The sequence below is a fragment of the Chthoniobacterales bacterium genome, assembly GCA_018883245.1.
In the GTDB taxonomy this organism is placed as follows: Bacteria; Verrucomicrobiota; Verrucomicrobiia; order Chthoniobacterales; family JACTMZ01; genus JACTMZ01.
Map to the genome: position 1 here is coordinate 1 of VEQL01000017.1, position 15,196 is coordinate 15,196.

7 protein-coding genes are annotated in these 15,196 nt (G+C 62.6%); 1 reads left to right on the plus strand and 6 read right to left on the minus strand.

Annotation, left to right across the window (positions count from 1 at the left end):
* Window positions 1-46: 46 nt before the first annotated feature.
* The 4 genes from FGM15_07440 to FGM15_07455 all read right to left on the minus strand — a co-directional run bounded on the left by FGM15_07440 (window position 47) and on the right by FGM15_07455 (window position 13,364).
* Window positions 47-508 (minus strand): beta-lactamase family protein, encoded by a 462-nt coding sequence (locus FGM15_07440; GenBank protein ID MBU3665692.1) that lies wholly within the window; start codon window positions 506-508, stop codon window positions 47-49.
* Window positions 509-578: 70 nt separating this feature from the next.
* Window positions 579-4,475 carry a VCBS repeat-containing protein gene (locus FGM15_07445; GenBank protein MBU3665693.1) on the minus strand — a complete coding sequence of 1,299 codons (3,897 nt, stop codon included), beginning with the start codon at window positions 4,473-4,475 and terminating at the stop codon, window positions 579-581.
* On the minus strand, window positions 4,472-7,960 hold the full coding sequence (locus FGM15_07450) for a hypothetical protein (GenBank protein ID MBU3665694.1): 3,489 nt from the start codon (window positions 7,958-7,960) through the stop codon (window positions 4,472-4,474). The genes FGM15_07445 and FGM15_07450 overlap by 4 nt, the downstream gene beginning before the upstream one ends.
* A gap of 1 nt (window position 7,961) precedes the next feature.
* Complete coding sequence (locus FGM15_07455) at window positions 7,962-13,364, minus strand: hypothetical protein (protein MBU3665695.1); 5,403 nt, start codon at window positions 13,362-13,364, stop codon at window positions 7,962-7,964.
* A gap of 137 nt (window positions 13,365-13,501) precedes the next feature.
* Here FGM15_07455 and FGM15_07460 point away from each other — a divergent pair, with 137 nt between their 5' ends.
* Complete coding sequence (locus tag FGM15_07460) at window positions 13,502-14,143, plus strand: DUF1573 domain-containing protein (GenBank protein ID MBU3665696.1); 642 nt, start codon at window positions 13,502-13,504, stop codon at window positions 14,141-14,143.
* On the opposite strand, the gene FGM15_07465 is transcribed toward FGM15_07460, so the two are convergent.
* Together FGM15_07465 and FGM15_07470 are read right to left on the minus strand one after the other, a co-directional pair.
* Complete coding sequence (locus FGM15_07465) at window positions 14,108-14,590, minus strand: rhodanese-like domain-containing protein (GenBank protein MBU3665697.1); 483 nt, start codon at window positions 14,588-14,590, stop codon at window positions 14,108-14,110. The two genes, FGM15_07460 and FGM15_07465, sit on opposite strands and share 36 nt — an antisense overlap.
* Before the next feature lie 101 nt (window positions 14,591-14,691).
* Complete coding sequence (locus FGM15_07470; GenBank protein ID MBU3665698.1) at window positions 14,692-14,925, minus strand: hypothetical protein; 234 nt, start codon at window positions 14,923-14,925, stop codon at window positions 14,692-14,694.
* Window positions 14,926-15,196: the final 271 nt, after the last annotated feature.

Here is a 15,196-nt window from a genome sequence, read left to right on the forward strand (position 1 = left end):
CCGGCATATTCTCGAAACCGCGGCCCGCGCCGCGTGGCAGAACAACCTAGACGCAACGCCGCAAGAGGCAGGCACCGAGACCAGCCGCGGCCAAGGCCAGTAACGAATACGTCGACGGCTCTGGCACAAGCAGGGGCCTGAGTTGCGAGGCCACCTCGTCGGGGAAGTGGTAGCCGTCGGTAGAATACGAATTGGCGAGGACGACCATCGTCTGGTCCAGCGCCGGATCATAAAGGCCAATGGTTTGGTAGCCGGGCGGATAGCTGCCGTTGTGCCCAACCCAACCCTCGGCATCCATGACACCAAAACCGTAGCCGAAGCCCTCGGCGAGCGGGACCAGATCAAGACGCTCGCTCTGGCTTTGGGCAGACACCAAGTCGCCGCGCCCCACCGCCTCGATCCAAACCCGCACGTCTTCCAAGGTCGAAACGATACCCCCTGCCCCGCCGAAAATGGACGGATGGTAGACCTCGGCTAAAGTTTGCGCGCCCGTGGCGTGATTCCGCATTACGAGAGTGCGGCTTGGACAATCAATCAGCCCCAAAAGCCTCTCTCACCTTGGATCTGCTCTCACGAGGTCAGCGGTTGAGATGCAATTTTAGCCGCCAGAATTGCTTCTTTGGATCTGACGGCAGGCCGAGGGGCAACTCGTTGTCGTCGCCGGCGGTTGTGATGAGATCCGCGGGAGCAACCGCCCCGAAGGTGTTCGTCAAATTTAGCGTGCTTTGCAATTCGTAGCTGAAGGCTTCCGCGTAGGCGCCGGGGAACCGCCAGCGCATGGTGTAACTGCCATTTGTCTCCCGGTTGACGCGCACGTTGCGCGGGAACAGGTCGGCCACGGGCGTGCTTGAACCGAGCATCGGATCGGCTCCGTCGAGGTAAAGTTGCACGAGCGATTTGCCGCCGGCGCCCGTGGCCTGCGGATTCTGTCCTTTCGCCCCGTAGAACGCCTGCTCCCAGGCGTCCGCCAGCAGATTGCCGTCGGCATCGGCGCCTAATTGCGTGGGCAAAGCGAGGAGAGCCACGGACTTCACCTCGATGGCCTGTCCGTAAGAACCGGCGGGCGCCGTGACATCGGTGTATCCCGTGACCACGATGCGCGTCCCCGGACGCAGCGAAATGCTGCCATTGAAATTGTAGGTTGCGCCGCTGGCATCGAGCAGATGGTAGGGAGTCGCCATGAAACTCGGGGGCTCGGCCGGTATTTCAAACACGCCACCGTGCCCGAGGGTCAGGGTCAGAATGCTCTCCGGACGCGGCACGGACGAAGCAAGCAACTGGGCTACAGCGTTGAAAGCGTTGGTCCTGGTGGAGCCCGTGATGCCGGTGACATTGGTCGACAGGGTCCCGGTGCGGATGAATGTGCGCAGGGTGTCGATCGGCATCGGCACAGCCGGCGGAACATTGGTCGGCACGGTGTTGGAGAGAACCTGGGCGATTTGGTCCGCCGTTAAAGCCGTGGCATCCGCCGGCTTCGTGCGGCTGCTGGATTCGTAAACCGCGTCCGCCAGTTGCAGCAGGGCCAGTGTGTTCGTTGTCTTCGAGTTGGTGGCAGCCAACGTGTCGCGGATAGGATCACGCAGGCCTGCGAACGTGTAGGCCGGAACGCCCGCGATACCGCCCGACTTGAGGGCGGTCAGATTGGTGTCGTTCAAGGGAACACGCGACTCGTCCCCGGCCCGCCCCGGCAGCAGGGTGAGACTGGTTTCACCCAGCAGGGACTCCAGCTTCCGCTCGACGAGCAGGGCTGTGAGCGTTTCAGGGACTGAATTCGTGGCATAGACATGCTCCGTTCCCGGCGTGAACACGATTTCGAAGATGAGCGGCTTGCCGGTGTCGGCCCGCTGCTTCTCGCCGAGCGCCACGACCGTCCTCGGCTCGAGATCGGAATTGGCCTGCGTGTAACCCAAGCCGGTATTCGTCGGGGCATTCTGGCTGACCACGAAACGGGGCATCGACCCGGTCACGGTGACCGGTCCGCGGCTCATCCAGCCGGCGCCGCCGTGCGTCGCATTCAGCGCGGCCTGCAGAGCCGCGGCCGTGACGTTGAAAGCGTTGGTCACCGAAGCACCGCCAGCCATGCCCTCGCTGAGAACGAACGTCCCGTTGGTCGGAAGATAATTCGCGCGCAGCATGGAAACCCAATTCGTCGCCGCGGAGGAGATATCGCCGCCACCGAAATAGGATTCGGGCAGGATCGAGGAAAGTTGCGGTGAGTCCACCAGCACGACCATTTCACGCCCCGGGGTCGGGTAATTCGTGCTGGCCTTCACGTTGAACTTGAAATTCTGCGGAGTGAACGCCGCGAGATACGGCGTGGTCGGACCGGCCACCACGTTCCTGACATCGGCCAAGGCGTTGGAAGTCGTGGCGGTGATGTGGGTCGGGGCACTCCCGAGCAACGAACCGACCGGCGACTTCACGGAGACCACCACATTGCTGGCGGCCGCGCGATTGGTCGCCGAGGCGCCGGTGCCATCGCGCCCGTTGACATAAACGCGCAGCATGAACGACGGATCGTTGAGTGTGCCGATTTTCGATCCATCGCTGCCACGCGCAATGTAGTCGTCAGGGTCGGACGGATCGGTGCCCGCGGCGATTTCCGCCAGATCAGAATCGCCGTCGCCGTCGGTGTCGGCCCCTGCGGTCGGATCGAGCCCGTAAGCCTGTTCGACATAATCCGGCACGCCATCGCCATCGCTGTCCATGGCGGACCCCGAAGATTCGAAGGTGAACTCCGCCGCACCCATCGGACTGCGGAGGCCCGTCGCGGTCGTAGAATAGAAAAGCAGGGTGCCATTTTGGATGAGCACAGGGGGTTTCGATGCGTTGTAAACGGCCCATGTTCCCTCGCTCGAGTTGGCATCGAAGCGGTAGTAGATGGCGCGATCCGGCGCGGATCCGGCACCGACCAAACGGGCATTCTCCGCGGAGGTGAGTTCGATTTCGGTGGCGGAGGAGAAATGCCCGCCGGCCGGGCTCGCCGTGACGGTGTCAGTGACCGGACCCGAGGCCGCGCCGTAGTTGAAGTAGGAAACATCGTCGGCGAATTGGCTGCCCAGCGCATGGGTCGCGCCGGCAGGGGTGCTCCCCGCACTGACGACGGAAGCCGAACCAAGCCCGGCGGCCGCTCCGAGGAAGAGTTCCTTGGTCACGTTGTTCGGCGATGGAAGGGGCGAGTTGGTCGAAACGCCGCTGCTCCAGTCGCCTGCGTTGACGGCGCCGACGATGCGGGCGAAGGGATCAGCCAGCGGCTTGCCGTTGAAGAAAATCACATTGCCGCGCGAAGCGAGGGGCGAACCGGACGGGAGCGCCGTCGAGGCGACAAACTTGCCGTCTTTGTCATAGCGTCCGAGCGAGGACGAAGCACCATCCTCGGTCGCTCCCTCGAGCAGGACGAATTCGCCATTGGCCAAGGCCACCGCTCCAGTGAAGGTCGATGCCGCGCTTGGCGACAAGGCCTTCGCGAGGGTGAGAGGAGAACCGGGCGTGTAATCATACAACGCGGCCCGCGGCGTGCCGTAAGTGAAACGAAGGAGCAATCGGTCGGGGGCAGCCCCCTGCCCCGGCACGACCGTGACGCTCGCCACCGTGTTGCCCGGGTTCACGATCTGCGGCGAGTAATCCGGCGCCGCATTGGCCACTCCCGCGACAATGGCCAATGGCGAGGGCACGACTTTGTAGGCGTAGAGCATGCCGTCCTTGAGCACGATGAGGCGCGGTTGCAGCGCGGGGCCAAAGAACCCGCTGGCCACGGAGTAGTTTCCGTCCATGGCCAAAGTCGCGTCCGGAGTGGCCACATTCATCGACCCATCGCTGGCGTCGTGAAGTTGCAGTGTGCTGGCGCCGTAGGTTGATCCCACGCTGATGGCCACCAAAGCATTTGTCGATCCGCGGGCGGTCAAGACAGGGAGCATGCGGTTGACCGTCATCGAATTGGTCGGACTCCCATTGGCCACCGGTGATTTCAGATTGCCGGCCGCATTGCGCAGGGTCTCCACCTTTGTGCCGTCCGGGGCATTGTTCAGCACAGTGGACAGCACCGCATCCTCGTAGCCGGTAGCGTTGGTCAGGCGTGCCAGCAAACCCTTCGATGGACCAATACCCATGGGGTGGAAGGGAGTGACGGAAAACGCATTGGTGCCGGAAAGTCTGACTGCGGAAAGGCCGCTCTGGGGTTCGAGCAGGAGCGCATCAACGCGGTTGGTCGCGAAAATGCGCCCCACGGTCAGCCCGCTGATCTTCGGAAAAATGACCTGCGGGCCGGACACGGCAAAAGCTCCTCCGGCCTGACCGAGCGCCACGCGAACCTGGCCGTTGTCTTTGTCGGCAATGACCACGTCCGGTTCGCCGTCGTTGTTGAAATCCGCGGAGGCGACCAACTCGCGGCCGTTTTCCTCGGTCGGCGCGGCAGACCGGACGAACGCGGGAAACGCGAGGATGGCGGCGGTTAGGGTGAGGGTGAGACGTTTCATGGCACCGTGACGGAGTTGAGGACCGGGATGACATGCTTGGGTTCCTTCGACACGGAATCAAAGCGGACGAGCAGGTAGCGGTAAGTCGCACCGCTTACCACCGGCAGCGTGTCGGTGAGATACATTTTGTAGATCAACTTTCCGTCGGAAGTAATTTCGCCGGCCGTATTGCTCAGCCGGATGAAACGGTCGTAGATCCGCGTCCAAGCACCGTTGGGATTGGAAACGTTGCCCTGCGCATCGACAAATCCGTAGGCGATGCTTTCCATCAATGGCGTCACCTGCACCAGATCCTGTTTGATCCCGGTATCGCCGAAAGGATCCGCCACGCGGTAGCGGTAGAGTGCACAGGGGAAGAGGCTGTTCTTGGCATCATCCTCTCTGGCGACACGGAAAACCGCCTTGTTCGGATCGACGCGCCGGTTTTGCAGTGTTGTCAGACCATTGTCGTTCTTGTCGGGAGCCGAAGGTAGATCGATGCGCCCGATGCTCACACCGATGCCGTCGAAATTCCCCGTTTCGAAAGTCGTGAGGACCTTCGGCGCGATATTGAGGACGGCAGGCAATTCAAACCCCGATCCTGCATCCGAAGCGCCGAGGTAAATCTTCTCGGGCTGGAACTTCGGCGGCACCGGCCGCTGCGGCCAGGGGACATGCGCCTCCGAGACGACGGGGGTCTCCCACGAACCCGATTGCACATTGCTCGGGCCACCCAAGGTTGAGGTCGCGCTCACCGCCTGCACCAGCACCGTGTAGGTCGACCCGCTTTCCGCCGGCAGCGCGATGCTGAACTCCGCGGGCGGCTCCGGCAAAGTGGTCGCATTGGCTTCCCCGGAGAAGCGACCCGCCACGCGCGACGTGCGGTAGAGACCGAATTTTTTGTCACCCTCCGGCCCGTAAAGCTGGCCGTCACCGGGCGCGATATTGTCGCCAAGTTCCGCCACTCCCAAGCTCGACGGGGGCATATGGCCGCCTTGGGAAATCCAGACGAGGAAATGATCCACGCCTTGCGGCGGACACGTCCACGAGACATTGAGCGTACGGCTCGATCCGGCCGCGGGGTTAGCCGTGATGCGCTCAAGATAAGGCACCGGAACTTTCAGCGCGGGGAATTCGCGGCATCCGCACCGGTAATAAGCCCCAGCATTGCCGTCCACGTCATAAGCCTGCGCGTAATAACAGACACGGCCGCCGTTCATCGGCGGGGGATTGCGATCGGTGAACGTTACTACGGTCATGGCCACCGGCGGTTCGTCGAACTCGATACGGTCGATGAACGTCATAGGACCGTCGTTGACGCGACGATAAATCTTCACTTCGCGGGTCAGCGGCTCGACCTCCGCCGTGCCGGAAGACGGCACGACATCTCCGGTGCCGGCATCCACCGGACCCGGATCGCCGCCATCGGGGCACTGGGCCGTGGCCGGGACCATTTCGATCGTCGTGTCGGCCTCGAAAGGCAATTCGCCGCTGATCACTCCGTTGTCATTGATGCCGGCCGTGAGGGGCGCGACTTTCGGCGACACGGCACCGTTGGCCGTGCCCGCGCGGCAGCGCAGGTTGGCGACATTGGCCGAGGATTGTCCGAACGTGGCGGCATCATACGTCACGACATATTCGGCCACGTTGTTCCCGGGGCCGTAAGCAATCGTCGCCAGCACCGTGTCCGGCGCAGTTCCACCGTTCTTGTAGGAAAACTCGACCCACGCGATGGCCGGATCGGTGCGCGTGCATTTCAGCATGAAGGGAATGCGTCCGCCGACTTCCGTGTTGGTGCCCTTCACCGTCACGGGGGCTTTTGGCGTGACCGTGGGACGCTGGCACGGCACATCGACGCCGCCCCCGACCACCTGCGGGCCTTCGCGATCACGGATCACACCGAAAACCGGCGCACTGTGACCACTGCGGAAGGTCTGCGTGCCGTAGGTGCCGGCGTTGACCGTCCGCACGGACCGCACCGTATACCAGAATGTCTTGCCGGCATCCGATTCGTCCGGGCTTCCGGCGATGTCATCGGTGAAATAAGTCGTGGCTATGTTGGTGGCCACGGGGTCGGCACCGACCGAACGCCGCGCTCCGTCGTAGGTATCCCAGCGATACACTTCGTAGCGGATGGTTCCCGCTTCCGGTCCGGCATCGACGGCGTCCCATGTGATTTTGAAACGTTGCCGGTCGCCGGCCGCTGCCGACCAATTGAAATCGTTGCGCACCTCGACCCCGCGCACGGTCGGCGGCGGCATGCGGTTGAAGATGGCGACTTTCGTTCCGGGGGAGACAGCACCGTCGCGCCCGAGCACATCCAGAGCGGTAACGAAATAGGAATACTCTTTGTAGCCACCGGACAACGTCACGCTGTTGGTGATCTCGTCGGTGTAGAACACAGTCGCGGTATTGTTCGTGTCCGCCGCCTGCACCGCGCTGAGATCGTCCGCATTGACCACCGGCAGCGTGTTCACTTTGACCACGCCGGACCTGTTCATGAGATCTTGGAAAGTCGGACCATTGGTGCCCCCCACCCACGCAGGCGGCGTGTTGGTGCCGTCCAACCGGTAGATATTGTAACCGTTCTGCAGCACGGACCGCTGCCGCAAATCGTCTGGCGTGGCCCAGCGCAGGCGCACGGCGCGATTGACCCTCTGGCCCTGCAGTTGCGTGACGAACTGGTTGAAACCCGCGGTTGCCTTCACATCGTTCGTGCTGCTCGCACCGCGATAGGACGCGAAGAGCGTGGGCTTGGCGGAAATAGCCGGCAAGGTGACCGGCGTCACATCCACCCCGGCATTCACGGGCGCGCCGGGCCGCGGCAATTTGGCCGGCGCCACACTCGGATCGATCGTCACGCGTCCCACCACAGCCATGTCCGCCCCGGTGGATGGGTCCATCAAGCGCACTTCGAAGGTGGAAGGTCCCGCGGTCGGCACCGGACCGGCCCACGCGGAGCCGAGGCAGAGATTCACGCCCGGAAAGGTTTTGCCGAGCAATTCGAGGTCGGTGCGGTATTCCTCGTCGGCCATGGCCGCGGCGACCACGTTGGCCAATTTGGTCGAAACATCCTGACCCTGCGCCGAGGCAGCCAGGCTGCCGAACATCTGGTCGAGCTTGGCGGAGAGTTCCTCTTCCTGCGTCGCGGCGGGGACACTCGACGAGCGCAGCGACCACGAGCGCTGCAGCAAAGCCTTCACCGTGCCCGGATCCACCGCCGCGCGCATCGTGCCCACGGCGGAATACGTGCCCGCCGCGGAAGCCACGCCGTCCTTGCGATACACCGTGTAAACCGGATCCGCACCCGCTGCGGGCGAATGTCCCCCGGCGAGTTGGCTGACGAGATAAGCCGTGGCGTTGGTTCCATCGGTGACAAACGTCGCGCCCGTGACCAGCGAACGGTTCGAGTTGTCGCAATCCGGACACACCGGAATAGGCGGCGCGAAAAGCGTCGCCGCCACCGCAAGCAGCGCGGTCGAACCGGTGATGACAGTCTTTCTCATGTCAGTAGCTGATATCCGGCGAACTGATGTCGCCGCCGGAGACGTTGAATTTGATCCCCACGCTCTTCTTGAATCTCACGCAGAACGGGCACGCGCCCGCCTTGCCTTTGAGCGTGCCCTTGCCGGCGAAGCGCATCGGGCCGGTGAGGTCGAGCCCCTGCTTGGACCCGACCAAAGACATCCGCCCGCTGATCGACACCAGGCACAGCGCCTCGCCGCTGACTTCACCGACGAGTTTGCCGCCGAACGTCGGGCCCTCGGCGAAGTAGAACACCCCGTTGCCGGCGCCGATGCCGATATGCAGCATGCAGGAGGAAGGAATGCCGATGAGTTCGTTCACCGGCAATCGCGCTTCGCCGTAAAGATAGGCGCCGGTGAAAGGAGGATTACCCAGCACACCGGCCACTTCGGGATCGATCAGCGCGATCGGATCGAGCGAGCAAGAACGACCGAAGAAGACGCCGCCGGCCATCCCCCAACTCTCGATCTGCAAATCGGCACTGGCCGCGAGATAATTTTCCGCCGCCCACGGATCGCCGTCGATCGCACCGAAGGCGAGCGCGGCATTCATGTCGTTGATGGTGAAAGCCTCGAACGTCAGCGGTCCGCCGGTCATGTCGAAGAATCCGCCCAAACCGATCGGATCGCCGTCCATCAGGGTGAATTTCACGCCGACGTTCGCTTTCAGATTCGGGGAGATCCACTCCAGCGGCACTCGCTCGGCACCGATGAGCACCTCATTGGCCGTCTGTCCCGCTGGCACGCAGCCGCCGGCATTGTCCGAGGTGAGTTGCTTGATCTGCAGGTAGGCGCTGAGATCGAGATCGTCGGGCACCTTGAAGCGGAACCGCCCGTCGACCCGCAACAACGTCAGGGAGTCGCCGGTGATGTGCGCGTAGCCACTGAGCCGGCCCGTGCCAAGCATGTCGGACATCGGACCGAGGATGGAGCCGTTGATCGACTGGTCCACCTCGGCCAACCGCGTGGCAATAACATCGCGCAGCGTGCCATTCACCTGCTGCATGCCGCTGTCGATCTGTGTGGTGCAGGCGGTCACCGCATCCTGCACGTATTGCCGGACCTGCGTTTGCAGCGCGCCGGCTGTCTCACTCGAGACCAACCGGTCGGCGATGATGCTGCGGATGCGTGCGCGTAATTCCGCGCGCGGAACCTCGGCCATGTCGATATTCCCGGCGCTGGCAAAACGCGCCAACTCCTCGTCGACGGCATCGGCGATGGAATCCGAAAGCGAGACAATTTCCGCGCTCATCTTCGCATTCAGTTGGGCTTTGAGTCCGGTCGTCGGATTGACGACTTTGTCGCCGATTTCCGCGAGCAAGGTGTTCACACCGCCCAGGGAACTGCGGATTTCGTCCAAGGCCGGCGTATTGACCACGTCATCAAGCGCGGCTCCGGCCAATTCGCCGGCGACGAGGCTGACAAATTGCGGCGCCTCGCGCGCTACGAGCGAGCTGACCAATTTCTTGATTCCCGCGGTCTGGAACAGGCCGTTGGATGCCGTGAGTTTTTCCACACCGCCGCGGATATCCGTGAGGCTTGAATTGACCACCCCGACGGCGGTGCCTGTTCCATTTACGTCGCCGACCGTGGTGAAGGCCGTGTTGATCGCCGCGCGAACAGCTCCGGGATTGCGGATGGCGCTGTTGACCGCGGCCGTTGCGTTCGCCACGGAAATCTCGGCAGCGGGCTCGCCGGGAGCACCGCCGTAAAGACTGTCCAGCAACGTGTCCACCTCGGACATCACCGGCCCGTCGATGACCGGCGCCATCAGGTCCTCAATTTCGTTCGAGAGCAAAGTCTTCCCGGCATCGAGGCCGCCGAGCAAAGCTCCCGCGGCCACGTCGCCCATCGCATCGATGAGGTTCTGCGTGTAACCCACGCCGGAATCCAGCGCGCTGTCGGCCAATCCAGAGAGATTGACCTGCGGGAGACCGTCATAGCTGAGTCCGAAGGTCAGCTCGGCCGTGTCGGGGCAGAGGTATTTCGCGCGGTGGCTCAGGCTGACGACGAAGAAATCCTTCGTCACATCTTCCGAGGAGAAGGCGCGGCCGCCTTGGTTCCATTGCAGGTCGTAATGGAACGCATCGGTGATCCCGAGCCAGTCCTGCCGAGCAGTGACGGCGTAAGTGCCACCGTCACGCAAGGATTGACGGTAAGCTTCGGCCGATGCCCCACCGAAGCCCTTGTTCTCGGCGTCGAAAAAGATGTTGCTGAAAAAGGTGTCGCCTGCCGATTCCCATCCGCCGGCCACTTCATAGAGCCCGGGAACAAGCCCCTCGGTATAGTCCGCGCCAGACTGCACATGCCACTTGAGATCCTCGAAGAACGGCACATCGACGGTGCCGGCCAAATTCAGGTAACCGGTGTCCGCCGCACCGTCGGCATCGGCGGCGTTGAAATAAGCATCCTGACTCGGCGTGAACGTGTAAGTCTTCGACGCGGGGCCGGGCAGACCGACGGACGGAACCTTCAGGCGCGAGTCGAACGGCGGAACACCGTTCGCAGCCACCTGCGGATCCGCGCGCGCGGCGATCTGCCCCGACCCGCGGAATCCAAGTTCGCCGCTCAACAACTTGTCAAACAACTCGCACTCGGCCTGCACGCCCATGACGAGCACGGCCGGACCCGCCGGCGAACAACCGTCGGCCGTGTGGAAACGCAACGAGAGCGGCGTGATCGGCGCATCGCCCCAATACTTGAGGAGCAGCGGAACCGACGAATCCACCTGCGCCTCGTTGAGTCCGCCGGGGCAAGTGAGCGTGAGCCGGCTGAAATCCACCGTGAAGTCCGAGGGCTCGGGCAACGTGATGCTGCCGTCCGTGCGGGAGTCTTCGTTGAAATTGTCGAGGTAGGAGAATTTGAACGTCGTAAATTTGACCGGGTAGCCGACCGGTGCCGCGCCATAGAGCTGGAGCAGACGGTCGAAATCCGCCGCCTCGTGGATGCCGCTCACGCCGGCATTGCGGGTGTAGTATTGCGAGCGCGCAGTGAGCGCGTAAGCCGCAGGTGCCCCGCCGGCGAGGATGCTGCTGGCATTCGCCGTGCCGAAATCCGTCGTGCGGAAGTTGATGCCCGGATAGTCCGCGATGTGCGCGTCGGACTCGACGTAAGCCGCCGTGCCGGGGCGTGCCACATTGTCGTCGGCCACGCCGGCGCGATCGACGCCGCTGTAGAGGATGGCACCCGCCCCGAGCCACGCGCTGCTCGAAGCTTCCGGGGCTGTTGAGGCTGTTGCCGCCACGCCGCCGGGCAAGGACGAACCCGCCATGAGGTAGGCTCCCTCGTCGAACGAAGTCGTGATGGTGTGCGCATACTTGGTGATATCGCCCGGGTTCTGACCCCACATGAGATAGAGCGGACCAACCGCCCCGCCATCACTCTCCCGCGCTTGGCCATTGGCCTGCAGTCCGCCGTCCCGCGTGACCCGCAAGACGGCACCGTCGGGTGTGAATTGCATCAGTCCAGTATCCGGCGCGTTGTCGCAGGCTGGTGAGACATCTCCTCTGTCGGCACATGCCCGATTGTAGGGAACAAGGAAAGCCCCCACCCCTGTCATCGAACTGGCCGCGGGCACAATCTTGTCAGCCGCGATGGTGATCGTGCCACCGCCGTAGTTGATGTCCTGACTGAGATCCGTCGGCGCAGCATACGGCAAATGCGGATGGAATTTGTATCCGCCAAGCGTCAACTGGGCCGTCACGGTGCCATTGCCGTTGCCGTCACGGGCGATGGTCAAAGTTCCCCCGCTCACATTGTTGGCCCCGAGGTAAAGATGGTCGTTGGCCGCCTTCTTGGCCGCGGAGGGATTGATGAGTTTTGCGCTATCAGCCTCGAGCGACTCCACCTCGGCCAAACGCACTGGCGTGACGCTGGTGACAGCGGCCGTCATCTGCCCCGTCGATCCCGTCCAGTCGATGCCGCTGACCGCATACTCAACCGGTTTCGACTCCTCGGTCAGGCGGCCGGCGGGCAGACTGACCACACCGGACGGGTCGAGCGCTTGCGTCAAACCGACATTCGTCGTGCTGAGCGTCGAACCGAAGCGCATGGTATTCGCATTCGTCGTGCAGCTGACACCGGGCGGCAGAGTGACCGACATGGTTCCCGCCGCCAACCCGGAGGTGCTGAGTTGAAGATTCGCGCGCTCGAAGCCGATACCCTTCAATGAGTCCGTGTCGGACGCCGGACCAGTGACGTTGACCGTCGGGCTGCCGGCGAGCAGATAAGCGATGCCGTTCGTGGCAAGGGCCACGTTCAACGGGCCGCCGCCAAACGTGTAAGCATCCCCCTGCCCGACGATGCGCCCTGTTCCCGCAGCGAGCGTAAGCGTCGTGGACCGACGGGTGCCACTGATTCCGCCCGCCGACGGCGTGTTCGAAATGTCCGTGAACGTGGTCTGGATCGTGTTGAACCGCAGTTCCCCGTTGAAGTCGAGCAGCGTGGCGGCGCCCGTTGCGGCTCCATTGTAAACACTGATGTAGGTCTCGGAGCCGGGCACATCCATGAAAGCCACCGTGACCGTCGCAGTGTAGGTGCGATTGACCGCATCAAGCTGGCCGGTCGGACGGATCTCGAGGTCGCCCAACGCCGAAGTCTTGGAATAAGGATCATCGGCAAACAAAGCCTTGGCCAGCACATCGGCAACCGAACGATCGAAAGTCGAAGTCGCGAGAGGAATGACCGCATTGAGGTCGTCGCGCAGGACCACTGAGACCCGCAGGCTGACCGAGGCGGTGGCAGCACCGGGATCGTAGCGGTAGAGCTTCACCGTCGGCGTGATCTTGAAAGCGGATTCGGGCGCGGCGGCGTCGGCCGAGGAGACGCGGAAAGTTTGCGAGTAGGCACCGGTTTGCATGAGGGCCGAGACGCGCAGGGATGCGGCAGCGGTGTTCGCAAAATGAATGTAGCTGTTCCCGGTCGCTTGGGTGCCGGACTCACTCAGATCCGCGTGAATGGCATCGGTCACATCCCAGACCGAAAGCACCTTGAATTTGTAAACACGCGACGGATCGAGACGATCGTAGGGCACGATGTCGGCATCGACGGTGACGCCCGCGGGCGTGCTTTTGACAAAAGCCTGCGTGACATCAACCGAGACGGTCTCGTTGGCTTTGGCCGTGCCGCCATCGAGGTAGATCCCGACGGGCGCCGGAAACGCCGAGTCATCGACCAATTGAAATGTCACCCGCAACGTGCGATTTCCCGTGATCGGCGAAGCATAGGCAAATTGCGCTCTGGACCTGACCGAGCGCCTCGTCGCATCGCCCGCAATGACGTGGCCGGGGACGGTGTAATTCGGCGTGGTGACTGTCACCGCGGCACAGGCGCCGCAAATAAGGAGAGCGTTGAACGCTACGGTCGCGACGTTTTTTACGCTCGGCATAAGGGGGAAAGTGCGTTTCGGGGCGCGTCTCACCCGAAACACAAGGCCGACGACAATTGATAAATACGCAGCTAATGTGAATGCGCAACAAGTTTTTTGCGGTCAACAGGATATTGGTATAGCGTGTCGCTCGGGCCATGAGATCTACTGCTGCACTCGTCCTGATCTTGTCGCCAGTTGCGCCGTTATTTGCCCTGACGTGGGACCAGACCACCATCGAGCGTGACACCATGGGCGAGAAAGTAAACGCCGAGTTTCATTTTACCAACAAAGCAGCCGTTCCCGTCCGGATCCAAGCCGTGCAAACCTCCTGCGGTTGCACCGTGGCCGCCCCGCAGAAACGTGAATATGCCCCGGGCGAAAGCGGCACACTCCCCGTGACCCACGATCCGGAAGGACGCACCGGCGTCCGCGCCTACCGCATCACCGTCCGGACCGACGAAGACGGCGCGAAGCCCGACGAACTCATCCTCAAAGTCAACATCGCCCGCCAAATCGAGGCCGGGGTGCGCGTGGCCGTGTGGGAGCAAGGCGAGGAACGCGCGGCCAAGAGTATCCCTTTCAAGATCGATGCGCGCTCACCGGTTGCGGTCACCGGCGCGCAACCGGAAAAAGACCTGGTGTCCGCCGAGGTCGTCGATGGCCCCGCGCCTGGCGAGGAATTTCTCAAGATCACTCCCAAGGAAGATGTCGCACCCGGTCAAACGCGCATTCGTCTCGTCACCGAACCTCCGTTGCATGATTCAGTGAGCGGACTCTTCTTCGCGGTCCTGCGCTGAACGCGTTCCCGCATCCCGCCCCGTCTGGTAGAGGTCTTTGAAGTAGTTTCCCGTAAGGACGCGCACGCCCTCCAGCCCGGCCTCCTCGCGCAGCCGCGTTGCCAGCTCCGCCGCGAGACTGCACGAAGGCGAACCGCAATAGGCAACCACAACGCTATCCGGGGGCCATTCTTCCACGGCGAATCGCAGGTACTCCGAAGGAGCGTCCGCCGGCAGGGAATACGCCTTGGGAAGGTGGCCGTTAGCGAACCTTTTCTCGCTCCGCGCATCAACAAGCACCCATTCACCGGCCGTTACGCGAGGCTTTGTCTCCTCCCACTCGACAGTCTCAATTTCGCCTATAATCGAATGATTAGGAACAGACCAGTGCTTCCAGGCCAATCCAGCGCCAAGCGTAAGCAGGGCGAGCAGCAGAATGACGGGAGACCGGATTTTACGAGAAAACATAGAATGCTAGACTCTTTTCCCCTGTTCGCACCCAACGAATGCTGAGGCAACACAAAAACGGACCAACCCTCCCGGATTGGCCCGTTGATTGAGCAGCAGTCTCAATCCTCGTAACTCCCGCCCCGCCCGAGCTTGGTCTTCACGCTCGCGCTCACCGGCACAACCTTGTCGATCTCAAGGTTTTGCTCGGCTGTGAACAGCGTGTGACGCGCCGTGTGGAAGTCCTTGGTGGGCTTGAACACGGCCTTGGCGGAGAGCGCGGCCCCTGCCCCGTGGCGGGCGAATAGGTCCTGCAACTCGCCGATAATCGACTCCACGGCCGACTCCGGAATCATGTCGCCCTTGATCTTCAGCTCAAAGGACTGCCTGAAGAACTGCGCGCCTTTCTCCCCCACGGCCCGAAGAATCGGCGCGTCGTGACTAGTGCTTTGTGGGTGTTGTTTTTCATCATGAAACGGATTGCAATCAAGTTGCTAGCGGGGGCCGCCCCATAACTTCCTGATTGTCAAAAATACGGGCTTCCCTTCGAATCCCGTGCGCGCTGCCACCCCTCCGCCGGACCGACCCGCCTGCGAACCCGCATAAATACTGGCTTCGCGGGCTTTT